Origin of the sequence: Pseudomonas frederiksbergensis (assembly GCF_035751725.1) — a bacterium.
Classification (GTDB): Bacteria; Pseudomonadota; Gammaproteobacteria; order Pseudomonadales; family Pseudomonadaceae; genus Aquipseudomonas; species Aquipseudomonas frederiksbergensis_A.
Map to the genome: position 1 here is coordinate 2,647,173 of NZ_CP142104.1, position 22,223 is coordinate 2,669,395.

The following is a 22,223-nucleotide window of genomic DNA, read 5'->3' on the forward strand; positions in this document are numbered from 1 at the left end:
AAGCCGCTGGCCTTATTGAAATGAGATGGAAAATCATGGAAGAAGCCAAGGAAATCCTTGTACTGCAAGCCAGCTACAGCAACCCGATCCATGCCGAAGCGATCTGCCATGTGCTCAATGGCTATGCCGAGGATCCAATGGGCGGCGGTCATTCGCTACCGGCCGAGGTGCTCGCGCATCTGCCCGAAGAGCTGGCCAAGCGTGCGCATGCCTTCAGTGTGCTGGCGTTCGTCAACGGCGAACCGGCGGGGTTGATCAATTGCTTCGAGGGTTTTTCGACCTTTGCCTGCCGCCCGTTGGTAAACGTCCATGACGTTGCGGTGATGCCGGCGTTTCGCGGTCTGGGCTTGAGCCAGAAAATGCTGCAGAAGGTCGAAGACATTGCCCGCCAGCGCGGGTGCTGCAAGATCACCCTGGAAGTGCTGGAAGGCAATGCCGTGGCCCAGGCCAGCTATGCCAAGTTCGGTTTTGCCGCCGGCATGTTCGACCCGGCCCACGGCCGCATGTTGTTCTGGACCAAGCCCCTGTAGCGGCGGGCGAGGTCCTTTCGGCTACTTTTGCACGACCTGGCGCGCCGGGCCCTTGGGCTCCATGAGGCTGAAATCGATCAACGCGTTACGTTGGTTTTGATAGGGGTTGCCGATCAACAGTGGTCGCACCGTGAATGAGTCGCTGACCAGGCTTTTGCTCCGGTCCAGTTCATCGAAGCTCAAGCCCGCCATGTCCGCCCAGGTATGGATCAGGTGGGCGCTGCTGTAGGGCCGTGAAAGGTCGCCGGTGAAATTCCAATCATGGGTTTCGCGCCATTTGGGCGAGGCCCAGGCCATGAACGGGATGGTGTACATCGGTGCGGTCGGCTTGGCCTCGTTGCGGCCCAAGGTTGCATGACCCGGTGAGTCGAATACGTCTTCGCCGTGGTCCGACAGGTACAGCAGGAAACCGTTGGGGTCGGTGCGTGCGTAGACCTTGATCAGGCTGGACACCACGAAGTCGTTGTACAGCACCGCATTGTCGTAGCTGTTGTAGGTGGGTACCTGATCGTCGCGCACTCCGGCGGGCACGCCCTGGCGGTCGGTGAATTTGTTGAAACTCGGCGGATAGCGGTACTGATAACTCATGTGCGTACCGAGCAGGTGCACAACGATCAGCTTGCGCGGCGCGGTATCGGCCAAGGCCTTGTTGAACGGCTCGATCACGTCGCCATCGTACTGCTTGGCATTCTGGTTGCGGTTGTTGTTCAGGTAGACCTGCTCGTCGGCCTGTTGGGAGAAGGTCGTGAGCATGGTGTTGCGCTTGGTCATGGTCTGCTGGTTGGTGATCCAGAACGTTTTGTAGCCGGCCTGTTTCATCATGCTCACGAGCGACGGTGTGCTGAGGTACAGGTCGGGGTTTTCTTCGTCTGCGAACGTCAACACTTGCTGCAGCGCTTCAATGGTATAGGGGCGCGGGGTGATGACGTTGTCAAAAACCGAGAGTTGGCCCTTGAGTTTGTCCAGTTCCGGTGTCGTTTCCCTCGGATAACCGTAGAGGCTCATCCGCTGACGGTCGGTCGATTCGCCGATGACCAGTACCAACGTCGCAGGCTGACCGGCCTGCGCGTCTTCAAGGTTGCGCAGTGGAGCAATCTTGCTGGTCTTGTGGAGCATGCCCTGCATGTTTTTCAGCTGTTGGCTGTAATGATGGTACGCCACGAGCATTTGCCATGGCACAGCGGGCTCGATGCGATTTTCAAACTCCCCCACGCCGAGCGCCAGGCTTTCGGTGCGCAGGGTCTGCTTGGTCAACGGATAGCCGACCACGGCGATCACTATCGCCATCGCCGCCATCCAGGCCTGCCTGCGGGGCAGGTGTAGCGGCCGAAGGCGCGTCCAAAGGAAATAGGCTGCCAAGGTATGCGCCACGAAGGCGGGCACCATCCACCATGTAAAGTACTGAGTCATGTATTCGCTAGCTTCGGCTACGTTCGACTCGAACATGATGAAGATGACGCTTTGTGAGAATTCCTGATGGTAAATGAAGAAGTACCCCAGGCTGGCGATGGAGCAAGCCCAGAGCACGACGCCGATGCTCGCGGCGAGGAGACGGGTACGGGCAGGGAACAGCAAAAGGGGGGCCAACCATAGCGCGCTCATTACGAAGGCTTGGCGGAATCCGGTGAAGCCAGAGGTGCCACTCGCCAGAATCAGTAGCTGAGTGATCCCTGAAAAATACCAGAAGAAAAGAAATAGCCACCCGAGCCCGGCCCAGTCGAAACCCGGTGCAGTCGTTTTGCTGCGTTTGAACACACTCATCAAGCGCTCCAGCCTTCCGCCGGCGAGACTGTCCGCACCGGATTGGTGCCCGCAGATCTTTGCCGTAACTATTTGTGATGGCTGGATTATTGCGAAGGGGGGGTTGAAAATTTCGTGAGTTTTTTGGTTACAAATTGGTTAGTCGCTGGGCTTCAGGCTGCCGGGCTGACTTTATGAGAAGGGCGTGTATTGAGAGTGACACCGGCTTCGCCAGTGTCACTTCAGAGGCACTGTCCTAGGACAGGATCAGCGAGCCAAGGCCTGGCTCTGGTAAGGAAGCTGTGCATGTTGCAACTGCAAGCGCAACTGCGTCACTTCATCAAGCAGCAGATCACGCTCTTCTTTCAGAAGGCGTAATTCGTCGCGACGAATGGTCACGTAAAGGGTTTGGGGAGGACGTGCGGTAACGACTGGGCCCATTGCTCACCTCGCAAATGGCGTACATCAACTAGAGAGATGTCGCCAGTTTTTTTGGTCGACACCTCTTTATCGGCGCCGATTCTGAATACTTTTGCTCGTGAATGGAACTTTTTTATTTTTCATGGTCGCCGTGTCTTTGGCTGGTTTTTGAACGTTATCCTTTGTGATCGGGCGATTTACCCGGAAACTATGCAGCAATGCTCTGGACTAACCTCCACAAGTCACCTTGAGCTAAACCTTTGACACACCTTTATTTGTAGTAGGGAGCATCAGCACATGCAACTCGGGATCATTGGACTGGGCCGCATGGGCGGCAATATTGCGCGGCGCCTGATGCTCAATGGGCACACCACCGTCGTATATGACCGCAATGCCGCTTTTGTCGAAAACCTGAGCCAGGAAGGCGCAACGGGCGTCGCGGACCTGCCGGCGCTGGTCGCCGGGCTGCAGAAACCTCGGGCGGTCTGGGTCATGCTGCCAGCCGGCGCACCCACGGAAGACACGATCAATGTGCTCGGCGAATTGCTCGAGCCAGGGGACGTCATCATCGATGGCGGCAACACGTACTACAAGGACGACATCCGACGTGCCCAGGCGCTGTCGGAAAAAGGCCTGAGCTACATCGACGTCGGCACCTCCGGCGGCGTCTGGGGGCTCGAGCGCGGGTACTGCATGATGATCGGTGGCGAGGCCGATGTAGTCCGACGCCTGGACCCACTGTTCGAAAGCCTGGCGCCGGGCATGGGCGATATCCCACGCACCCGTGATCGCAAGTCCGACGACGATCGTGCCGAACGTGGCTACATCCACGCGGGCCCGGCCGGGTCCGGCCATTTCGTCAAGATGATCCACAACGGTATCGAATACGGAATGATGCAGGCCTTCGCCGAGGGCTTCGATATCCTCAAGACCAAATCCAGCGAAAGCCTGCCGCCTGAGCAGCGATTCGACTTGAACCTGGCCGATATCGCCGAAGTCTGGCGCCGCGGTAGCGTGGTTTCATCCTGGTTGCTGGATTTGACCGCCGATGCGTTGGCCAGCGATCCGAAGCTCGATGGCTTCTCCGGCGAAGTGGCCGATAGCGGGGAAGGGCGCTGGACCATCGAGGCGGCCATCGAGCAAGCGGTGCCGGTACCGGTGTTGTCCAGTTCGCTGTTCGCCCGCTTCCGCTCCCGCCAGCAGGCCACCTATGGCGACAAGATGCTCTCGGCCATGCGCTTCGGCTTCGGCGGCCACGTGGAGACACCGAAAAAATGACCTCGATCGGCAGGAAATCCAAGGCAGAACCTGCGCCACCGACCACGCTGTTCCTGTTCGGTGCACATGGAGACCTGGTCAAGCGCTTGCTCATGCCGGCGCTTTACCACCTCAGTCGTGACGGGCTGTTGGGGGATGGCCTGCAGATCATCGGTGTCGACCACAACGCTATCAGCGATGTGGATTTTGCGAAGAAGCTCGAGGATTTCATTCGTAACGAAGCGGCGAGCAAGGGCGGCGATCCCGAACGGGCGCTCGATCCGGCGCTATGGGCCAGGCTGGCCCAAGGCATCAGTTACGTCCAGGGTGACTTCCTCGACGACAGCACCTACGAAGCGCTGGCGGCGAAAATCGCCGCCAGCGGCACTGGCAACGCGGTCTTCTACCTGGCGACCGCGCCACGTTTTTTCAGTGAAGTGGTCCGCCGCCTCGGCGCAGCCGGGCTGCTTCACGAACAGGATGATGCTTTCCGGCGTGTGGTGATCGAAAAGCCGTTCGGCTCCGACCTGCAAACCGCCGAGGCACTCAACGCCTGTCTGCTCAAGGTCATGAGCGAGAAACAGATCTATCGGATCGACCATTACCTGGGCAAGGAGACGGTCCAGAACATTCTCGTCAGCCGTTTCTCCAACAGCCTGTTCGAGGCGTTCTGGAACAATCACTACATCGACCACGTGCAGATCACCGCCGCCGAGACCGTTGGCGTCGAAACCCGTGGCAGTTTCTATGAACATACCGGCGCCCTGCGGGACATGGTGCCCAACCACCTTTTCCAACTATTGGCGATGGTTGCCATGGAGCCGCCCGCCGCCTTTGGTGCCGACGCGGTGCGTGGCGAGAAGGCCAAGGTGGTGGGGGCGATCCGCCCCTGGTCGGTGGAGCAGGCGCGCGCCAATTCGGTCCGTGGCCAATACACGACCGGGGAAGTGGGCGGCAACGCGGTGAAGGGTTACCGCGAGGAGACCAACGTCGCGGCCGACAGCGACACTGAAACCTATGTCGCCCTGAAGGTCATGATCGATAACTGGCGCTGGGTCGGCGTGCCATTCTATTTGCGCACCGGCAAGCGCATGAGCGTGCGCGACACGGAAATCGTCATCTGCTTCAAGCCAGCGCCCTACGCGCAGTTTCGCGACACTGAGGTCGACGAATTGCAACCTACGCACCTCAGAATCCAGATTCAGCCCAACGAAGGCATGTGGTTCGACCTGCTGGCCAAGCGGCCCGGCCCGGCCCTCGACATGGCGAATATCGAACTGGGTTTTGCCTACAAGGATTTCTTCGAAATGCAGCCGTCTACGGGTTACGAGACCTTGATCTACGATTGCCTGACGGGCGACCAGACGTTGTTCCAGCGCGCCGACAATATAGAGAACGGCTGGCGCGCGGTGCAGCCATTCCTTGACGCGTGGCGAGAGGACGCAACGGTGCAGCCGTACAAGGCCGGTGAGGATGGCCCTGCGGCCGCCGACGCTTTACTGACTCGCGACGGTCGCGTCTGGCATGGCCTCGGATGAGCAATCAACTGAAACCTCCCATTCGCTTCTTGCTCAGTGACATGGACGGTACTTTGTTGCTGCCTGATCACAGCCTCAACCAGCGCACTGTCGCCGCCGTCCGCTCGTTGCGTGAGGCCGGCGTGTTGTTCAGCCTCGCCACCGGGCGGCCGCCACGGGCGATGTTGCAGCAGATCGAGGCATTGGGCGTCGACCTGCCGACCGCCGCATTTAATGGCGGTACGCTGGTGCATCCGGACGGCAGTTTTTTGGCCGTTCATTACCTGCCACCCGAGGCGGCGCTGACGACGCTTGCGCTGTACGCCGATCAGCCGGGCATCGAGGTTTGGGTATTTGCCGACGGTGATTGGCTGGTACGCGACGCCAACGGGCCGATGGTGCCGGTGGAAACCCGTGGCCTGGGTTATCCGCCTGTCGAAGTGGACAGTTTCGAACCCTATCTGGAGCGCATCGATAAAATCGTTGCGACCAGCGCCAATACCGATCTGCTGGTCGAACTGGAGGCGCGCCTGCACCCGCTGCTCAAGGGCCAGGCCCAAGTGTCGCGGTCGCAGCCGATCTACCTGGACGTGACGGCAATGAAGGCCAACAAAGGGGAGGCGCTGTCGACCTTGGCTGAATTCCTCGGCGTGCCGTTGGAGCAGACCGCCGCCATGGGGGATGGAGGCAACGATCCGGCGATGTTTCACCGCGCGGGGCTGTCGATCGCGATGGGGCAGGCCGAAGAAGCGATCAAGCGCCAGGCCGATGTTGTCACCGCAGCGAGCACCGAGGACGGCGCGGCGTTGGCGATCGAGCGATACATCCTGCCGCGATGAACCCCGACGGCTCCCCTCGGGCCTGGTATTGCGCAATGGCATTGGATGCGCCCTTGGCAGGGCGCATCCAGGTGCTGCTATTGCGGTTCAGGTCCGCGACTTTCGAGCGTTCGCTGCCATCAGGACGATGATCCCCAGAATGGCTGCCAGAGTGGAGCCCAAGAGCACTCCCACTTTAACTTCGTCCACCAAGTGGGGGGCGCCTGGGAAGGCTAGGGCACCGATGAACAGACTCATGGTAAATCCGATCCCGCATAGCAGCGCAACCCCATAAAGCTGAATCCAGCTGGCCCCCTCAGGAAGCCTGGCCAAGCCACAACGGATGACCAGCGTTGCCAGGCCGAACACCCCGAGTTGCTTGCCGAGCAGCAGCCCCAGCGCTACACCTAGCGGAACCGGGTCGATCAGGTTGTGCGGCGTGATTCCGGCGAGCGAGACGCCGGCATTGGCGAAACCAAAGATGGGCACGATTGCGAAAGCTACCCAGCGGTGCATTTTCTCTTCGAGATAGAGCAGCGGTGACTTGCGTTCCTCCACGGGGTTACCCAACGGAATGAAGAAGGCAAGAATGACGCCGGCCAGCGTCGCATGGATGCCGGACTTAAGCATGAAGAACCACAGCAGGGCACCGACAAGCAGATAGGGGAACAGTCTCCGGACGCCGCACCGATTGAGCGCAACCAGCAAGACAGTTGCTCCCAGCGAAGCCAGTAACATGGTGATGGATAGATCGCTGGTATAAAACAGCGCGATGATAAGGACGGCTCCAAGGTCATCGAGGATCGCGAGCGCCGAAAGGAAGACCTTCAAGGAAAGAGGGGCACGCTTGCCCAGCAGCGATAACACGCCTAAAGCAAACGCGATGTCGGTGGCTGCCGGAATGGCCCATCCACTCATCGTTTCTGCACTGCCCCAATTGACCATGAGGTAGATCAAGGCAGGGAACAACATCCCGCCAAGCGCGGCGAATCCGGGAAGGGAGCGCTGGCCCCAGCTTGAAAGCTGACCCATCAGCATTTCACGCTTGATCTCAAGGCCCACCAGCAAAAAGAACACTGCCATGAGGCCGTCATTGATCCAGTGCTCGACTGAAAGCCCCAGGAAATGGATTTTCAGCAAAGAAAAGTAGTCGGCTGACAATGGCGAGTTCGCAACCACGAGGGCAGCCAAAGCAGCGCCCATCAACACCAGGCCTCCTGCTGATTCTGCGGCGAAAAATCTGGACAGAAAAGCCCGGGCGGACGCTGACTCACGATTCTTGTCGGTTTTATTCAGGCGCGACGGTTCTGCACTCATAGGCACGACTACTCCGCGCTGGCGGCCCGACCTTCGCTTGATTAAACCTGTCCTGCCGCGTTTTTGCGGTGACACCCTCGCTGCCATTCTACACAACCTGTGTATCGCAAGGTCCAGCGCTATCGTGCATTCATTTCCAAGCGTGGAGAAACTGTTTGTTGTTTGGGGGACTCAGACGCTTAAAGGTGGCCGGTCACAGGCACGTCGCCGTTGGGAAAATGGATTCCATGAAGCGTTGTGCATCGGTAGAGAGCTTCGGAGGGGTGGATGGGAAATGGGTTAACTCGGGATGCCAACCTGCGCGCACCTGCGCTGCTGATTCGCTTTATGAGTTGGGAGCCTGCTGGTGGCATCGTGCTGATGCTCTCGGCACTTGCAGCATTGATCGTTGCCAATAGTCCCCTCTATTCAAGTTATGAGAGGGGGCTTGAGGCTTCTTTCCTTGGAATGTCCATGGAGCATTGGGTAAACGATGCGCTGATGTCAGTCTTCTTTCTCATGGTAGGCCTGGGAATCAAGCGCGAAGCCTTGATAGGGCAGCTTTGTGGATGGAGCCAGAGGGCGCTGCCTGGCCTCGCGGCCCTTGGGGGAATGATCGTACCGGCGATCCTATTCGTCTGCATTAATCGAGGTTCTTCCGAGACGTTGGTAGGGTGGGCGATTCCGACCGCCACGGACATCGCGTTTGCACTGGGTGTGCTGTCCTTGTTAAGCGGCAGAGTGCCGACCTCGCTGAAGATATTTTTATCCGCCTTGGCCATCATCGATGATCTCGGGGCGGTAGCCATTATTGCGCTCTTCTATACCGCCGGCCTGGATGTCTCCATGCTGCTTGCTTCGGCCGCCGTGATCGCCTTGTTGGTGCTCATGAATAAGGCCGGGGTGACGCGGTTGCTGCCTTATCTGATACTCGGAACATTGTTATGGGGGTTGGTCTTGAAGTCCGGCATCCATGCGACGCTCGCCGCGGTCGTGGTTGCATTCTGCATTCCCTTGAACAAGGACGCAGAGGGGGACGACTCTCCTTTGCAAAGACTTGAACGCAGCTTGTCCCCCTGGGTGGCCTTCATCATCTTGCCGATCTTCGGCTTCGCCAACTCGGGTGTATCCCTAAGTGATGTCACAGTAGATCACCTGTTGGGGCCGGTACCGTTGGGAATCGCCTTGGGATTATTGTTTGGAAAGCAGGCCGGCGTTTTCACTTTCGCGCTGATAGCGATCAAGACAGGGCTGACTCAAGCCCCAGCCGGAACTACGTGGCGTCAGATCTATGGGGTGTCGTTACTGTGCGGAGTCGGCTTCACGATGAGTCTGTTCATTGGAAATCTGGCATTTCCCGAATCTCAGCGACTCATGGATGAAGTCAAGGTCGGTGTCTTGTCAGGCTCCATTCTGTCGGCCCTGATGGGCATGGCCGTCCTGCGATTTGGCGTGATTCAGCGGCGCAGATAGATCGATACAATCAAAAGGCCAATATTCAACGCTTAAGCCGACATGAACTGCTGTCAGCTTTCAGTACGTTGAAATTGGCCTCTTGCTTGGACTGCAACCGAACAATTCAAATATCTTGTTCGCAGGGTTTTATTCAGGCATCGACCAGGATTGAAGTTTGTAGCCTTCCTGGCTCAGTTCGGCACGGGCCTGTTTCAACAGGTCGGCCAATTGAGCGGGATCAGTGTAGGCACTGCTTGGGATCTGGGTGCGACCGATATGGGTGTTGGTGCGGTCGATGACGGTCAGGCTCAGTTCACCGTTACCGTCTTGTGGGGCCCAGGCCACGCATTGGAAAGGACGGAATGCGCGGTCGGCAATCAAAAGAGCTTCGTTGATACGGAGCGGGGCGTTCATGGCGTTATCTCTCAAGGGTGCCCAATCAAATGATGTGCCGTCGGTTGGGCATACCGTGCGGCTGGTTACTTGTACTGATGTCCCGAACCCGGGGCCGGGTCACACAATCTTTGAATAAATTTCGATTTTCTTTCAGACCCGCCTTTTCGGCTTTTGTTTGAAAGGGTGCTGAAAGATTCGATAAGCGCCAACTAACGAAACGCCTCTCTTATAACCAGTTCCTGATTGCGCCAATAACTAATCGATACAAGCAAGTGTCAACTTCTTGCTACTGTTACATGCAGGTTCGCCAAACGCCTGTTTCTAATCATATTTCCTTATTTTGGCGCCAAGGATCAGTCATGATCGAAGCCAGTGCGTTGCGTCGCCTTCTCGTGGTTGACCCGTGCGATGATTGCCATCGCCTCATGCCGGGGCTGCGCGCCATTGGCTGGGATGTCGACAGCTGTTCCCTCGAACATGCCGGCGATCGGAGTTGCGATGTGGGTCTCCTGCGTTTGCAGCCGTTTCATCTGGAGCGGCCGGAAGCGGTCAAGGAGCTGATCAGCCGCAGCGGGACTGAGTGGATCGCCGTGCTCAGCCAGGAAGTGCTGCGCCTGCAGAACGTCGGGGACTTTGTCTGCGAATGGTTCTTTGACTTCCATACCCTGCCGTTCGATGTGTCCCGGGTCCAGGTGACGTTGGGTCGCGCGTTCGGCATGGCGCGATTGCGGGGGCAGGGTTCGGTCCACATCAATCAGCCGGAACATGAATTGCTGGGCGACAGCAAGCCGATTCGCGAGCTGCGCAAGTTACTGAGCAAGCTGGCGCCGGCCGAGTCGCCCGTGCTGATTCGTGGCGAGAGCGGTACGGGCAAGGAATTGGTGGCGCGCACCCTGCATCGCCAGTCGCATCGGAGCAACAAGCCGTTCATTGCTATCAATTGCGGCGCTATTCCGGAGCATCTGATCCAGTCCGAATTGTTCGGCCATGAGAAGGGCGCATTCACCGGTGCCCATCAACGCAAGATCGGACGGATCGAAGCCGCCCACGGCGGCACGCTGTTCCTCGATGAAATTGGCGATTTGCCACTGGAGTTGCAGGCCAACCTGCTGCGTTTCCTCCAGGAAAAACACATCGAGCGGGTCGGCGGGAGCCAGCCGATTGCCGTCGATGTCAGGGTGTTGGCGGCGACTCATGTGGATTTGGAGGCGGCCATCGAGCAACGGCGTTTCCGAGAAGACCTCTACTATCGCTTGAATGTCCTGCAAGTCGTGATGGCGCCGTTGCGCGAACGCCACGGTGATTTGTCGATGCTGGCGAGCCATTTTTCCCACTTTTACAGCCACGAAACCGGCCGGCGCCCGCGCAGCTTCAGCGAGGACGCCCTGGTGGCAATGGGCATGCACGACTGGCCCGGCAACGTGCGCGAGCTGGCCAACCGCGTTCGTCGTGGCCTGGTGTTGGCGGAAGGGCGGCAGATCGAAGCCCGGGACCTGGGTCTTGCCAGCCATCAGGGCGTCGCCGCACCGATGGCCACCCTGGAAGAGTACAAAACCCGCGCCGAGCGCCAGGCATTGAGCGATGTGCTCAATCGCCACAGCGACAACCTGAGCGTGGCGGCCCGTGTGCTGGGCGTGTCGCGGCCTACCTTCTATCGACTGCTGCACAAGCATCAGATTCGCTGAATAGCGTCCCGATAACCAAGGGGGAGCGAGCAGGCCCGCTCCCACAGTGGATACATTGCGGGGGCAGCCTTCCTCAGAAGTAGTAAGGGAATTTCAGGCTGAAGGTGAAATCCGGCGCATCGTCGGTCAGTCCGATGGACAGGTTGGGCACGATGGTGAGGTTGTCGCTGGCGGCAACTGTCATGCCGATGTTGAAATAGCCGGCATTGGCGTCGCTGGACGTAACCGACTCCCAATCCCCGCCGTCCTGCTTGAGCTTGCTTTTCTTTTGGATCAAGTCAGAGACCGAGAACGACATGCTCATCTTTTCGTTCAGGGCAAAGGCGATGCCCGCGCCGATCTGGAAGCTGTCGCCGATCCGCACCTTGCCAGGCACTTCCTGATTGACGGTGGAACTGATGTCGTCAAAGGACTCTTCGAAGTTGTGGGTGTAGGACAGGCTGCCGAACAGCACCGCAGGATCGAACGTCTTGACCAGGGAAATTCCGGGCGTGATCGACCAAACACCGTTGCCAGTTGGCAAGTCTTCAGGAACGAAGAGGTTGGTGTTGGCCTGGGACTGGCGCAGCTTGATGCCGAACGGATCCTTGCCGGTGGGCGCCTTGACGCGCAGGGTCACCACCGCATCCGGGCTGCTGACCGATTCATCCATGAATTTGTAGGCAATGCCGAAATTGACGTCGCCGATGTTCGGGTCGCGGGTGACGGTTTCTTCACTGGTCACCCCGGAGGCCCCATCATTGGCACCGCCGGACTGATAGGTGGACTCGCGGTAGATCACCGGCACGTTGAGGTCGAACTGCCAGCGATTGTCGAAGTTGTAGCGGCCCGTCAGGTCCAGCGTCCAGGTATCAGCCTTGATCCGATCGAGGTTGATATTGCCGAGGAAAATCGAATCCAGGGCCAGGAAACCGTTGAGGATCAGTTGCCGCGAGTCGTAGCGCGAGTAGGTCACGCCGGTTTCGAAGCTGAATTTACCGCCGCCGAAGAAGCCGCTGGCCTCGTCGTAGAGGTTGGAGACGCTCTGGGCCGGCTGCGAATCGTCGGCCAGGGATTGCCCGTAGCCGCTGCCTCCTGCGGTCGCCGAGCCGCTGCCCGCCACGCCCTGGTTGCCTTTCATGTCGGCCGGGGACTTGGCCAGGCGCTTGGGAGGCGGGGCGGCGGGTTGGTCCTCCACCTGGCGGACGCGCTGTTCGAGTACCGCCAGGGCTTTTTGCTGGACCTCGTACCGTTGCCTGAGCTCTAGAAGTTCTTGTTTCAGTGCCTCGATGTCCGGGTCCGGTGCAGCTTGCAGCAGGGTTGCCGGGAACATCGTGCTTAAACACATCACAGCGCGCAACGATACGGATCGATACATGAAATATGCCGTCCCTATATGCCCAATGGTCGGAGATCAGCGTAGATCAATATCCGAGGTTACGAAGGCCGCGTAGTTGCGTCAGGTTGCTGTTCAATGCCCCGGCGCTGGGGCCGTTATTGTTCAATACGACGTTGAGCTGGGTCATGTTGTTGACCAGGTTGCTGTTGCCCTGCAGGCGAGTGTTTTGCAGCAAGCCGCCCTGGGCCACTTGTTGCAGTGTGCTGCCTTGATTGTGATTGGCCTGGATCGCCATCTGCACGCCGCTGCCGGTCGCGGTGACCGCGACGCTGCCGGCGGCGTTGCTGCCACTGATGGTCTGGCCTTGGGTCAACAATTGGCCTTGGGAGGGGACCAGGGCCGGGGCCTGGCTGCTTTCCTTCACGTTGATGCTGACATCGTTGTACGCGATGTTGCCGTCGCCTGCGGCACGCACGCTCTGGGTCACGCCTTGGCCTGCGCCGAGGCCGGCGCCGCCGGTGACGGTGCCGCTGCCGTGTTCCGGGGCGTTGCCGTTGCCGGTCTGCTTGATGGTTGTGACATAAAACTCCGGTTTGACCGTGGAGGCCTGGATCTGCATTGAGCTTGACGCGCCGATCAGGTCGCCACTGGCGTTGCGCCAGGTGCTGCTCATGACGATGCCAAAGCTGATGACTCGTCCGGGCATGACGTAACGGCCCCGAAGCTCGGCGAGCTCCTGGTCCTTGACTTCGATGGGTTTGAAACCGGCGTGGGCAAGGCCCGACGTCGTTGTGGCCAGGCAGGCCAGCGTGAGCCAGTATGAGCATTTCATGTGTTGCTCCCGGAGCATCCTGCTCCTTCTGTATTTTTCTTGGCAGTTGTGCGGCGCTTAGAAAAAGTCGCTCTGGATGAAGCCGAAATCCATCAGTTCCGCATCCTTGACCGGGTTGAAGCCGTCCAGCTGGTTGCGTGCCGTCAGCGGCTGCGGTGGGCTGCGCAAGGCGTTGGCCTTGTCATAGCCGGGGCCGACGATGGCGAAGATGATCCCGTTCCAGCCTTTGGTGAATTCGTCATGGGCGTAGCGTTTATGTCCCAGCACCGGGTCGGCGATGTAGACCCATTGCTTGTCCGATCGCTGCAGCACGACGAAATGCTTGTAGCCGCGTATATCCATCAGGACCACGACGGGGATCGTTACTGCGGCGAGTTTCTCCGGCGGTATGCGATAACCACGGGCGCGCATGCCGATGGTTTCCACGTAGCGCTTCATGTCCAGCATGGAAAAACCCTGGGTGCGGACCAGGTCCTGGTCGGCGTTGACCAGCATGCCCTTGATGACGTGCTCTTCATCGACGTCAAGCCAATAGGCTTGGCGTAACACGGTGGCCAGCGCGGCGGCACCGCAACTGAAATCGGTCTTCTGTTCGACGATGTCGCTGAACTTGCGTTCGCGCACGCTCTGCACCGGTTTGTAGACAAGCATGCCGCCAGGCAGGGCAGCAACGGGCATTTGCGCGGCTTCGCTCGCGCAGGCAAAACACAGGCACAGGCAAAGCGCTTTCGCACGCATGATCGGTACGCCTAGTGGAAACCCGGGAAAAAGCCGCTGCAGCAGCGAGCAGGGCCCGCTGCCACAGGGAAGCTTTTTTACATGCTGGCGTTGCGACCGGCAGCAATGGACAGCGAGTTGCTCTGCTGGTTGCCCACGCCCGCCGACACGTTGGCGCCGCCGTTGCCGGAGAAGCCGTTCATGGAGTTGCTCATGGTGGCGTTGTTGTACACAGGGTTCTTCCAACCGTCGCGAGTCAACACTTGCTGGGTGTTGCTGCCGGCCAGTTCGAAGGTCCCCACAGCGGAGAACTTGAACTTGTCATCGTCGTGACCACCACCGTAGCCGCCCCTGTTGCCCCAGCCGCCGTCGTCTTCGACGGTGCCGTTGCCTTTGGCCTTGAAGGAGCCGGAAGCCTCATAGGAACTGGTGAGGGTAACGACCTCGTCCTTCTTCACGCCTTTGTTGTCGACCACCAGGCCGGTGGAAGACTGGTCTGCCGCCGCTGCGGCCTGGGCGACCCTGCCGCTCGACACCGCGATGGCCAGGTTGTTTTTCTGTTGGTTGAAGTTGCCGGCGGTCACGTTGACGCCGATGTTGCCGGAGCCGTTGTTGCCCGCGTTGGTGAGCGAGGCGTTGTTTTGCGTGGAGTTGTTTTTCACATAGTTGTTGTTATTGACTTGGGTGGCGCTGGACATGGAGAGAGCCGAGCCGAAGATGAATTTCATGTCATCGTTAGCGGTGGCCAGTGCGGCGGCATTGTCCTGCTGGTTGCCATCGCCGGCGGCGATGTTGGCGCCCATGTTGCCGTTGCTGCCATTGAGGGAGTCAGCGGCCTCGGCGGTGTTTCGGGTCGCCTGGTTGGTCACTACGTTGCCGTCGCTGTTCTGCACATCCAGCACCGTAGCCCCAGCGCCGGCGCTGATGGAGAGCAGTTGTTCCAGCGTCGGCCCTTTGGGACCATGGTTGCCATGGCCGTTGCCATGACCGTTACCTCTTCCGTCAGCCTGTGCAGCCATTGCCATGACAGCGGCGAGAGCGAAAACCAATGGTTTGAGCGCCATTGTTGGTTTCATGGTGTTTCTCCTTGCGTGTCGTTGGTTAAGTGTCGGTACTTTCTTATGTACTGCGTTTATCTACTGCGCCGGGTCAGTCAGCGACCCGGATGCTCAGGGTGTTAGCCATGCGGTTCCCCACCCCGGCACTCTGGTTCACCTGGATTACCCCACGGCTGCCGGTGAAGGCCTGGTCGCTCGTGGCGACCTGGCGACTGCCGGTTGGGGTGTCAGTTGCTCCGGAGTTCGGTACCAGCGCCACGTTCTGTTGGGAAAGGGCGCTGTCATCCATGCTTTGCGGTTGAGCACTGATGCCCACTCGCATGACATTGGCCATCTGGTTGTTGGCGCCAGCGGACTGGTTGACGCCCAGCACGCCGTTGCCGTTGGTGAATGAGCTGCCGCCGATGCGCGCGCTGGCGTTCATGGACGGGTTGGCTGGCGTGTCGAGGCGTTGCCGCACCACGGTGGTCGCCTGGGCGTCGGTGCCGATGGCGATGGCGCGGGTGTTGGTCTGCTGGATCTGGTCCCCGGCCGCCTGGTTGACGTTGAGATTGCCGCTATAGCGACTGCCGGAATTCTGCAGATCCGAATGGCTGCTCACTGCCACGCCTGGATCGGCGAGCACGGTGGATGAGCCGAGCAGGGCGATCATGAGCCAGGTCGAATTCATCTCACTGTCCTCCCGCCAACCGGCCCAATGGGGCGAGGCCGGAACTCAGCGAGCGGTTGATGGTGCCGGAGATGGCGCCGCCGCTACCGCCGCTATGCCCGGCGCGCATGCCCGGCATGCCGTTGGGGTTGGTCACGACATTGAGGCCTTGCATGCCTGTGGTGTTGGGCGTGACGGTGTTGCGGATCGTCGAGCCGCTGGCAACGCCGGCGAACTCGCCGTCGCTGAGCTCAGTGCTCGCGGTTGCCTGGTTGATCCGATCGGATGGATTGGCATTGACGGTGGTCGGGTAGGGGTCTTTACCGCCGTTGCGACCGATGTGGACGGGTTGCACGTCGCGGTTGAGTACGATGACACCGTTGCCCTCGGCCTGGGCCGGCAGGCTGAGCGTCGCGCTGGCGGCGCAGCCGATCAACAGGCAGGTTACGCTTGCGTGGAAAGTCCCCATGACATTGTTTCCTTCTTCACTGGACGCTGGCCCTAGTCAGCGTTGCGAAGGGGAAGAGCAGGTGTTGTGCCGCATTTGAAAAAACCTTTTGTTTCAAGCGGTTGCAAAACGCAGCGGGTCGACGGTGCATGACCTGTTTCATAAGTGAGACAAGCCTGGCGGGTGGCGACGGGCCATCCGCCGCTGTATGCCTCTGGATCCAGGGTCTGGGGAAGGTGTTTCAATGACTTGACAGTCAGCGGGCCAAATGAGGTGAAGCGTTATTGGATCCGGGTTTGGCGAGGGCGCGATGTTTCAGGGTTGAGACATTACGCCTGGAGCAGCCGGGCGACTGCGGTAAAAACGAGCTCGCGACGCTGCGCCCAATCACCCTCGATTTTGACCAAGGGCTGCCGGTGGCGAACCAGCCAGTCTTCGATGGCTTCGAAAAAAACCACCCGTTCGGCGAGCGCAGGCTGACAACGCAGGCCATCGCCGACCCATTCGACCCGCTCGGGACTGAGCAGCAGGTGCAAATCGTAATGGCGCGCCAGCAAGGCTGGTTCGAGCCAGGCCGGGCAGTCGCCGAACAAGGTCTGGCTCCATAGGATATTGCTCAACAAGTGAGTGTCGAGGATCAGCAAGTCCGGCTGCCGTGTCCGCGCGGCGTCTTCCCAGGCCAATTGACCGACGGCGATATCGGAAATATCTGCCAGGGAGGTATCGCGCTGGGTCTGCTCCATGAAATGGCGCACGTATTCATCGACCCGCACGCCACCGAAGTGCGCCTGCAACTGGGCCGCCAACCAGCTCTTGCCGCTGGATTCCGGACCGGTCAGCACCACCACTTTCATGCGCGCAGGGCCGGGTCGGCGCGCCATTCTCGCCAGCCTTGCACCGCCAGCAGGGTAAAAAGGGCATAGAGTGCTGCAGTCAGGTACAGGTCTTTATAGATGAACAGACCGACAAAAATCACGTCGAGGACGATCCACAATGGCCAGCATTGCACGCGTTTCTGCGCCATCCACCACTGGGCAACCAGGCTGAACCCGGTGAGCGCCGCGTCAAGCCAGGGTTGCGCGGCATCGGTCCAGTGGGCCATCGCCCCACCCAGCATCAAGCTGCCCGCGGCACCCATCGCCAGGCCGAGCCACACCGACGGCGCGCCCAGGCGCGTCACCTGCCGTCCCTCGTGATCGTGCCCGGCACGGGTCCACTGCCACCAGCCATACAGTTGCAGGACGGCATAGACCACCTGCAACAACATGTCGGAGTACAACTTCACCTCGAAGAAAATCCAGCTGTACAACAGCACCATGACCAGGCCGATCGGCCAGCACCAGGGGTTCTGCTTGACGGTCAACCAGACAGCGATCACGCCGAGGGCTGCGGCAAACAGTTCAAGCCCGGACATGGCGGTTCCTTGGGGAAGTCGGAGAGGGCGGGGATTGTAAACGCTAAGGGGCGCAGACCTCCAATTTCCGCGCTGGAGGTTCTGAGCCATTGCGAGCAAGGAGGGTCAACGTAGGCAACGTACCTGAGGTAAGCACCGAATCAATGTGTGCGAGCCTGCTCGCGAAAGCGGGATTTCAGCGTCCATCCGTGCTGAATATCCCGCCGTTTTCGCGAGCAGGCTCGCACACCGGGTGCTTCTCAGACCCGGAACTGCTTGAGCAACCCGTTCAGCTGTTCGCTCAGGTCTTTGAGGCGCGCGCTGGCCAGGCTCGATTGCTCGGCGGCCACGGCGGTGCTGTGGGACAGGCCGGCGGCCTGGGTGACGTTCTGGTTGATGTCCTCCACCACATGTGCCTGTTGCAGGGTCGCACTGGCGATAGAGGCGTTCAGGCTGTTGAGATTGCGCAAGGCCTGGCCGATGGCATTGAGACTGGCGCCCGCAAGGCCGGCCTGCTCGATCGTCAGTTGGGAAGCGCGGCTGCTGTCGCTGATGACCTTCACTGCGGCTTCGGAATGGTTTTGCAGGCGTTCGATCATGGCCTGGATTTCGGCGGTGGATTTTTGGGTGCGCTGGGCCAACAGGCGCACTTCGTCGGCCACCACGGCAAAGCCACGGCCCTGCTCGCCGGCGCGGGCAGCTTCGATCGCCGCGTTGAGTGCCAGCAGGTTGGTCTGCTCGGCGATGGAGCGAATCACCTCCAGCACGCTGCCGATCTGGGTGCTTTCGCTGGCCAGGGTGCGGATCACTTCCACCGCCTGGTCGATGGTCTGCGAGAGCCGGTCGATCTGCTGCAAGCTGCCGTCGATGTTGACCTGGCCTTGCTGGGCCTGGGACTCGGCGTCGCGCATTTCACTGGCCGCATGCTCGGCATTCTTGGCCACGTCCTGCACGCCATAGGTGACTTCGTTGATCGCGGTCGCCACCAGTTCCATTTGTTGGGATTGTTGCTGGCTGCGTTGCTGGGCCTGGGCGGCGTCGTTGCCCAGTTCGCTGGACGATTGTCCCAGGGCGCTGGCGGAGGCCTGCAACTGGCTCACCACCTGCCGCAGCTTGGCGGTGAATGCGTTGAAGTGTCGCGCCAATTGCGTGACTTCGTCCTGGCCGTGGGTATCCAGGGTCCTGGTCAGGTCGCTTTCGCCACTGGCGATATTGGCCATGGCGTTGACGGTCTCCTGAAGCGGGCGAACGATGCTGCGCACGATCAGCGTCAGGAGCAGGCCCATGACCAGGGTAATCGCCAAGCCAATCAGCGAAGCCTTGATCAACTGGGACTGGAACTCTGCCTGGACGTCATCCACGTACACGCCGGAGCCGATGATCCAACCCCAGGGTTCGAACAGCTTGACGTACGAGGTCTTGCCGACCGGGGCTTCGGCGCCCGGCTTGGGCCAGAGATAATTGATCATGCCGGCGCCCTTGGCCTTGGCGATGGCGACCATTTCGTTGAACAGCGCGTAACCGTTGGGGTCGCGAATGGCAGAGAGATTCTGGCCTTCGAGTTTCGGGTTGGTCGGGTGCATGACCATGACCGGTGTCAGGTCATTGATCCAGAAGTAGTCGCTCTGGTCATAGCGCAGCCCGCGCACCGCGCTCAGGGCCTGCTTCTGCGCCGCCTCGCGGGTCAGGGTGCCGGCGGTTTCCAGGCCATGGTAGTAGTTCAACACACCGCTGGCGGTCTGGACCACATGCTGGGTCTTCTGCACCTTGGCCTGATACAGATCCGTGTGGATCTGCTTGAGCATAAACGCGCCCAACGTGAACAACATCACGATGGCCACGACCAGGATGAGCCACAAGCGTCGGCTGATCGATACACTGCGCAAGCTATTCATAGGCTGTCACTCCGCTTCTTATTCTTGTCATTAACGACGGCCGGCACTTTAACGCTCGGCAGGTACGCGTGATTGACCTGGGTCATAACGCGGCAGCGTTATCAGGGCTTGTCTGATAGGATTTCGGCCCCGCAGCGCAAAACCTGAGCCTGTTCCGTTTTTTCATTGGTTTTTTTTGCAAGGTCGCGGTTATCGTGCAGCCGCTGCGTGCACCTGCGTAACGTTCGAATAGAGATAAGGCCTGGATAGACCGGCCTTTTTTGGGGGATGAATGGATTTGTGGACTGCCTTTTCGGCATTGATTCTTGGCGTGGTAGAGGGCTTGACGGAATTCCTGCCGATTTCCAGCACGGGGCATCAGATCGTCGTCGCAGACTTGCTTGGGTTTGGTGGTGAGCGTGCGATGGCATTCAACATCATTATCCAACTAGGCGCGATCCTGGCGGTGGTCTGGGAGTTCCGGCGCAAGATTTTCGAGGTGGTGCTGGGCCTGCCTACCCAGCCCGGCGCACGTCGTTTCACCGCCAACCTGCTGATTGCCTTCTTCCCCGCCGTGATACTGGGCGTGCTGCTTGCCGACTGGATCCACCATTACCTGTTCAACGCGATCACCGTCGCCACGGCGCTGGTGGTGGGTGGTTTGGTGATGCTTTGGGCCGAGAAGCGCCAACACAGGGTGCACGCCGAGAGTGTGGATGACATGACTTGGAAGGATGCCCTGAAAGTCGGCCTGGCCCAGTGCATCGCGATGATTCCTGGCACCTCCCGTTCCGGGGCAACCATTATCGGCGGGCTGCTGTTCGGCCTGTCGCGCAAAACCGCCACGGAGTTCTCGTTTTTCCTGGCGATGCCGACCATGGTCGGCGCGGCGGTTTACTCCGGCTATAAATACCGCGAGCTGTTCGTACCGGCGGATTTCCCGGTATTTGCCATAGGCTTCATCACCGCGTTCATCTTCGCCATGATCGCGGTCAAGGGCCTGCTGCGCTTCATCGCCAGCCACAGCTATGCGGTGTTCGCCTGGTATCGGATTGCGTTCGGCCTGCTGATCCTGGCGACCTGGCAATTTGGTTGGGTGGACTGGACTGCGGCCAAGCCATGAACGATTCAGGCCGGCGCGGCGCGCGTCACACTGGCGGAGCCGTGCAGAACCTGCGGCTCAAGCTGGGGGTGTTCGCGCTGCTGTGCGCCTTGCCGTTGTCCGGTTCGCTGCTGCTCGGGCTGCAAGGCGAGTCCTGGGTGCCAATGACAGCTTACGGCGTCGTCAGTGTCGTGGCGTTCCTGCTCTACTGGAGCGACAAGCGAAAGGCGCAATCCGACGCTTGGCGCACGCCGGAAAATGTCTTGCACGCCGTTGAGCTGGCCGGTGGCTGGCCCGGAGCATTGCTGGCCCAACAGGTGTTTCGCCACAAGACCCGCAAGGTGTCGTTCCAGGTGGTGTTCTGGTTTGTCGTGTTGTTGCACCAGGGATTCTGGGTTGACCAGTTGTTCCTGGGTGGGCATCTGTTGGCGTTGTTCTAGGCGCTACAGCAACAACCCAACCTGTGTACGCTTCGGCAGTTTGCTGACCACCAGTTGATGGGAGCGCTGCAGCAACCCTCGCAATTCGTCGTCGCCCAGCGGGTAGGGCACGTTCATGATGATCCACTGTGCACGCGCCAGATAGGGTGCCGGGTGAATGCCTGGCCGGTCGCAATGGCCGAGAAACAGGTCCTTGTCGACCTTGAACGCCAATGAGTCGCCGCGCAGTCCCTGCAAGGCGAACATCTTGTTTCCAGCGATGGAAAATACCCGCACGCCGCCCCATTTATAGTCTTCCCTGGCCCCTGGCAAGCCCAGGCAAAACCGTGCGACGTCCTCTTCGCTCCAGCTCATAGCGTTTTATCTCCACATTGTTCGAATGCCGCTACCAGGTGATCGATCCAGGCGCGCACCGCCGGCAGCATACCCCGTCGGTGGGGATAAACCGCCAAGAGCCAGCCATCGGGGGACGACCAACCCGGCAACAGCTCCACTAATCTGCCGTCACGCAATTCCTCTTCGCAATACATGCTTGGCAACAGCGTAAAGCCCAGGCCGGCGAGGGCGCAGGCGCGGCGCACGATGAAATCATCGATGCCCAGGCGTGCTTCCAGGGTCAGCTCGGTACTTTGACCATCGCTGTCAAGCAGGCGCAGGTGAACCAGCCGATCCGCTTCCAATGCCCCCAGCACCGGCAATTGCCGAAGATCTTCCGGGGTTTCGATTCGTCGTCCCTGGGTGAAGGCCGGGCTGGCGACCATGATCAACCGGGCCTGGCGCAAGCGGCGAGTCATCAAGAGTGGGTCTTCGTCCCCCAGGTCCCGCACGCGCAGCGCGACGTCGATGCCTTCGCTGACCAGATCCACCCGGCGGTTGAGCAGCGTCATCTCCAGTTGGACCTGCGGATACTTAGCCAGGAAGGTTTCGATGATCGATGGCAGGAACTGATGCGCCAGTCCCACCGGGCTCGACACCCGCAATCGTCCACGGGGTTCGCTGGACATGCTTGCCACGGCCTCGTCGGCCATCTCCGCCTCCAGCAGCATCGCCTGGCAGTGGCGCAGGTAGCGTTCGCCCACTGCGGTCAGCTTCAACTGGCGGGTCGTACGTTGCAGCAGGCGAGCATTGAGACGTTCTTCCAGCTCGGCGATACGCCGTGACAGCCGCGACTTCGGGATGCCGAGCAGGCGGCCGGCCGCAGCGAAGCCGCCGGCCTCGACCACCTTGGCGAAGTAATAAAGATCGTTGAGGTCTTGCATGTTGAACTCGATTGTCCTG

Annotated in this window: 23 protein-coding genes; 8 read left to right on the forward strand and 15 right to left on the reverse strand. The window is 59.9% G+C overall.

Translation table 11 applies throughout. The features are described from left to right. The first annotated feature begins 35 nt into the window (after positions 1–35). Positions 36–530 (forward strand): GNAT family N-acetyltransferase, encoded by a 495-nt coding sequence (locus tag VQ575_RS11895; protein ID WP_325919736.1) that lies wholly within the window; start codon positions 36–38, stop codon positions 528–530. A gap of 21 nt (positions 531–551) precedes the next feature. Here the strand turns inward: VQ575_RS11895 and VQ575_RS11900 are convergent, their stop codons facing one another. Continuing rightward, positions 552–2,291: a phosphoethanolamine transferase CptA gene (locus VQ575_RS11900; protein ID WP_325919737.1), complete on the reverse strand. Its 1,740-nt coding sequence runs from the start codon at positions 2,289–2,291 to the stop codon at positions 552–554. A gap of 246 nt (positions 2,292–2,537) precedes the next feature. After that, positions 2,538–2,711 carry a DUF6026 family protein gene (locus VQ575_RS11905; RefSeq protein ID WP_196304772.1) on the reverse strand — a complete coding sequence of 58 codons (174 nt, stop codon included), beginning with the start codon at positions 2,709–2,711 and terminating at the stop codon, positions 2,538–2,540. Positions 2,712–2,963: 252 nt separating this feature from the next. Here VQ575_RS11905 and gnd point away from each other — a divergent pair, with 252 nt between their 5' ends. The 3 genes from gnd to VQ575_RS11920 are packed head-to-tail and all read left to right on the forward strand — an operon-like array spanning position 2,964 to position 6,303. Next, on the forward strand, positions 2,964–3,968 hold the full coding sequence (gene gnd / locus VQ575_RS11910; RefSeq protein WP_268989505.1) for a phosphogluconate dehydrogenase (NAD(+)-dependent, decarboxylating): 1,005 nt from the start codon (positions 2,964–2,966) through the stop codon (positions 3,966–3,968). After that, the gene (gene zwf, locus VQ575_RS11915) at positions 3,965–5,485 is read left to right on the forward strand and encodes a glucose-6-phosphate dehydrogenase (protein WP_039590980.1); all 1,521 of its coding nucleotides are present in this window, start codon (positions 3,965–3,967) and stop codon (positions 5,483–5,485) included. Before gnd ends, zwf begins: the two co-directional genes overlap by 4 nt. Then, a complete protein-coding gene (locus VQ575_RS11920) occupies positions 5,482–6,303 on the forward strand; it encodes a Cof-type HAD-IIB family hydrolase (RefSeq protein WP_039590979.1) in 822 nt (273 codons plus the stop codon). Before zwf ends, VQ575_RS11920 begins: the two co-directional genes overlap by 4 nt. A gap of 87 nt (positions 6,304–6,390) precedes the next feature. On the opposite strand, the gene nhaA (VQ575_RS11925) is transcribed toward VQ575_RS11920, so the two are convergent. After that, positions 6,391–7,599 (reverse strand): Na+/H+ antiporter NhaA, encoded by a 1,209-nt coding sequence (nhaA, locus tag VQ575_RS11925; RefSeq protein WP_039590978.1) that lies wholly within the window; start codon positions 7,597–7,599, stop codon positions 6,391–6,393. 267 nt (positions 7,600–7,866) lie between these two features. On the opposite strand from nhaA (VQ575_RS11925), the gene nhaA (VQ575_RS11930) reads away from it, so the two are divergent. Further along, the gene (nhaA, locus tag VQ575_RS11930; protein ID WP_039590973.1) at positions 7,867–9,051 is read left to right on the forward strand and encodes a Na+/H+ antiporter NhaA; all 1,185 of its coding nucleotides are present in this window, start codon (positions 7,867–7,869) and stop codon (positions 9,049–9,051) included. 129 nt (positions 9,052–9,180) lie between these two features. Here the strand turns inward: nhaA (VQ575_RS11930) and VQ575_RS11935 are convergent, their stop codons facing one another. Continuing rightward, positions 9,181–9,447 carry a hypothetical protein gene (locus VQ575_RS11935; RefSeq protein WP_030142711.1) on the reverse strand — a complete coding sequence of 89 codons (267 nt, stop codon included), beginning with the start codon at positions 9,445–9,447 and terminating at the stop codon, positions 9,181–9,183. A gap of 341 nt (positions 9,448–9,788) precedes the next feature. Between VQ575_RS11935 and VQ575_RS11940 the strand changes: the two genes are divergently transcribed. Next, on the forward strand, positions 9,789–11,114 hold the full coding sequence (locus tag VQ575_RS11940) for a sigma-54 dependent transcriptional regulator (RefSeq protein ID WP_045155882.1): 1,326 nt from the start codon (positions 9,789–9,791) through the stop codon (positions 11,112–11,114). 73 nt (positions 11,115–11,187) lie between these two features. Here VQ575_RS11940 and VQ575_RS11945 read toward each other — a convergent pair whose 3' ends face one another. The 9 genes from VQ575_RS11945 to VQ575_RS11985 all read right to left on the reverse strand — a co-directional run bounded on the left by VQ575_RS11945 (position 11,188) and on the right by VQ575_RS11985 (position 19,424). Then, a complete protein-coding gene (locus tag VQ575_RS11945) occupies positions 11,188–12,471 on the reverse strand; it encodes a hypothetical protein (protein ID WP_198723158.1) in 1,284 nt (427 codons plus the stop codon). Between the two features lie 46 nt (positions 12,472–12,517). Next, entirely contained in the window at positions 12,518–13,264 is a 747-nt protein-coding gene (locus VQ575_RS11950; protein WP_198723159.1) for a hypothetical protein, read from the reverse strand. A 57-nt stretch (positions 13,265–13,321) separates the two neighbouring features. Then, positions 13,322–14,002, reverse strand: coding sequence for a C39 family peptidase (locus VQ575_RS11955; protein WP_325919738.1), 681 nt, complete (start codon positions 14,000–14,002; stop codon positions 13,322–13,324). Positions 14,003–14,079: 77 nt separating this feature from the next. Next, positions 14,080–15,057, reverse strand: coding sequence for a heme utilization protein (locus VQ575_RS11960; protein WP_198723161.1), 978 nt, complete (start codon positions 15,055–15,057; stop codon positions 14,080–14,082). 73 nt (positions 15,058–15,130) lie between these two features. Beyond that, entirely contained in the window at positions 15,131–15,709 is a 579-nt protein-coding gene (locus VQ575_RS11965; protein WP_039590962.1) for a hypothetical protein, read from the reverse strand. Between the two features lies 1 nt (position 15,710). Continuing rightward, positions 15,711–16,157 (reverse strand): hypothetical protein, encoded by a 447-nt coding sequence (locus VQ575_RS11970; RefSeq protein WP_039590960.1) that lies wholly within the window; start codon positions 16,155–16,157, stop codon positions 15,711–15,713. Between the two features lie 308 nt (positions 16,158–16,465). Further along, positions 16,466–16,990: an AAA family ATPase gene (locus VQ575_RS11975; RefSeq protein WP_039591382.1), complete on the reverse strand. Its 525-nt coding sequence runs from the start codon at positions 16,988–16,990 to the stop codon at positions 16,466–16,468. Beyond that, on the reverse strand, positions 16,987–17,550 hold the full coding sequence (gene pnuC / locus VQ575_RS11980) for a nicotinamide riboside transporter PnuC (RefSeq protein ID WP_045155883.1): 564 nt from the start codon (positions 17,548–17,550) through the stop codon (positions 16,987–16,989). The genes VQ575_RS11975 and pnuC overlap by 4 nt, the downstream gene beginning before the upstream one ends. A gap of 239 nt (positions 17,551–17,789) precedes the next feature. Further along, positions 17,790–19,424 carry a methyl-accepting chemotaxis protein gene (locus VQ575_RS11985; RefSeq protein WP_198723162.1) on the reverse strand — a complete coding sequence of 545 codons (1,635 nt, stop codon included), beginning with the start codon at positions 19,422–19,424 and terminating at the stop codon, positions 17,790–17,792. A gap of 271 nt (positions 19,425–19,695) precedes the next feature. Between VQ575_RS11985 and VQ575_RS11990 the strand changes: the two genes are divergently transcribed. Continuing rightward, positions 19,696–20,526, forward strand: a complete 831-nt coding sequence (locus VQ575_RS11990) for an undecaprenyl-diphosphate phosphatase (RefSeq protein ID WP_039590956.1) — start codon at positions 19,696–19,698, stop codon at positions 20,524–20,526. Further along, positions 20,523–20,945, forward strand: coding sequence for a DUF1294 domain-containing protein (locus VQ575_RS11995; protein WP_198723163.1), 423 nt, complete (start codon positions 20,523–20,525; stop codon positions 20,943–20,945). Before VQ575_RS11990 ends, VQ575_RS11995 begins: the two co-directional genes overlap by 4 nt. Before the next feature lie 3 nt (positions 20,946–20,948). Here the strand turns inward: VQ575_RS11995 and VQ575_RS12000 are convergent, their stop codons facing one another. Then, positions 20,949–21,299 carry an MmcQ/YjbR family DNA-binding protein gene (locus tag VQ575_RS12000; protein ID WP_039590953.1) on the reverse strand — a complete coding sequence of 117 codons (351 nt, stop codon included), beginning with the start codon at positions 21,297–21,299 and terminating at the stop codon, positions 20,949–20,951. Next, positions 21,296–22,204 (reverse strand): LysR substrate-binding domain-containing protein, encoded by a 909-nt coding sequence (locus tag VQ575_RS12005; protein ID WP_039590951.1) that lies wholly within the window; start codon positions 22,202–22,204, stop codon positions 21,296–21,298. Before VQ575_RS12005 ends, VQ575_RS12000 begins: the two co-directional genes overlap by 4 nt. Positions 22,205–22,223: the final 19 nt, after the last annotated feature.

Bases quoted from the DNA above. Each gene is read 5' to 3' on its own strand.
- VQ575_RS11970 (WP_039590960.1), bottom strand. From the start codon at position 16,157: ATGGGGACTTTCCACGCAAGCGTAACCTGCCTGTTGATCGGCTGCGCC.
- VQ575_RS11975 (WP_039591382.1), bottom strand. From the start codon at position 16,990: ATGAAAGTGGTGGTGCTGACCGGTCCGGAATCCAGCGGCAAGAGCTGG.
- VQ575_RS11955 (WP_325919738.1), bottom strand. From the start codon at position 14,002: ATGCGTGCGAAAGCGCTTTGCCTGTGCCTGTGTTTTGCCTGCGCGAGC.
- nhaA (WP_039590978.1), bottom strand. From the start codon at position 7,599: ATGAGTGCAGAACCGTCGCGCCTGAATAAAACCGACAAGAATCGTGAG.
- VQ575_RS11935 (WP_030142711.1), bottom strand. From the start codon at position 9,447: ATGAACGCCCCGCTCCGTATCAACGAAGCTCTTTTGATTGCCGACCGC.
- VQ575_RS11920 (WP_039590979.1), top strand. From the start codon at position 5,482: ATGAGCAATCAACTGAAACCTCCCATTCGCTTCTTGCTCAGTGACATG.
- VQ575_RS11965 (WP_039590962.1), bottom strand. From the start codon at position 15,709: ATGAATTCGACCTGGCTCATGATCGCCCTGCTCGGCTCATCCACCGTG.
- zwf (WP_039590980.1), top strand. From the start codon at position 3,965: ATGACCTCGATCGGCAGGAAATCCAAGGCAGAACCTGCGCCACCGACC.
- VQ575_RS11945 (WP_198723158.1), bottom strand. From the start codon at position 12,471: ATGTATCGATCCGTATCGTTGCGCGCTGTGATGTGTTTAAGCACGATG.
- VQ575_RS11990 (WP_039590956.1), top strand. From the start codon at position 19,696: ATGGATTTGTGGACTGCCTTTTCGGCATTGATTCTTGGCGTGGTAGAG.
- VQ575_RS11905 (WP_196304772.1), bottom strand. From the start codon at position 2,711: ATGGGCCCAGTCGTTACCGCACGTCCTCCCCAAACCCTTTACGTGACC.
- VQ575_RS11995 (WP_198723163.1), top strand. From the start codon at position 20,523: ATGAACGATTCAGGCCGGCGCGGCGCGCGTCACACTGGCGGAGCCGTG.
- VQ575_RS12005 (WP_039590951.1), bottom strand. From the start codon at position 22,204: ATGCAAGACCTCAACGATCTTTATTACTTCGCCAAGGTGGTCGAGGCC.
- VQ575_RS11960 (WP_198723161.1), bottom strand. From the start codon at position 15,057: ATGAAACCAACAATGGCGCTCAAACCATTGGTTTTCGCTCTCGCCGCT.
- VQ575_RS11900 (WP_325919737.1), bottom strand. From the start codon at position 2,291: ATGAGTGTGTTCAAACGCAGCAAAACGACTGCACCGGGTTTCGACTGG.
- VQ575_RS11985 (WP_198723162.1), bottom strand. From the start codon at position 19,424: ATGAATAGCTTGCGCAGTGTATCGATCAGCCGACGCTTGTGGCTCATC.
- VQ575_RS11940 (WP_045155882.1), top strand. From the start codon at position 9,789: ATGATCGAAGCCAGTGCGTTGCGTCGCCTTCTCGTGGTTGACCCGTGC.
- VQ575_RS11895 (WP_325919736.1), top strand. From the start codon at position 36: ATGGAAGAAGCCAAGGAAATCCTTGTACTGCAAGCCAGCTACAGCAAC.
- VQ575_RS12000 (WP_039590953.1), bottom strand. From the start codon at position 21,299: ATGAGCTGGAGCGAAGAGGACGTCGCACGGTTTTGCCTGGGCTTGCCA.
- VQ575_RS11950 (WP_198723159.1), bottom strand. From the start codon at position 13,264: ATGAAATGCTCATACTGGCTCACGCTGGCCTGCCTGGCCACAACGACG.
- pnuC (WP_045155883.1), bottom strand. From the start codon at position 17,550: ATGTCCGGGCTTGAACTGTTTGCCGCAGCCCTCGGCGTGATCGCTGTC.
- nhaA (WP_039590973.1), top strand. From the start codon at position 7,867: ATGGGAAATGGGTTAACTCGGGATGCCAACCTGCGCGCACCTGCGCTG.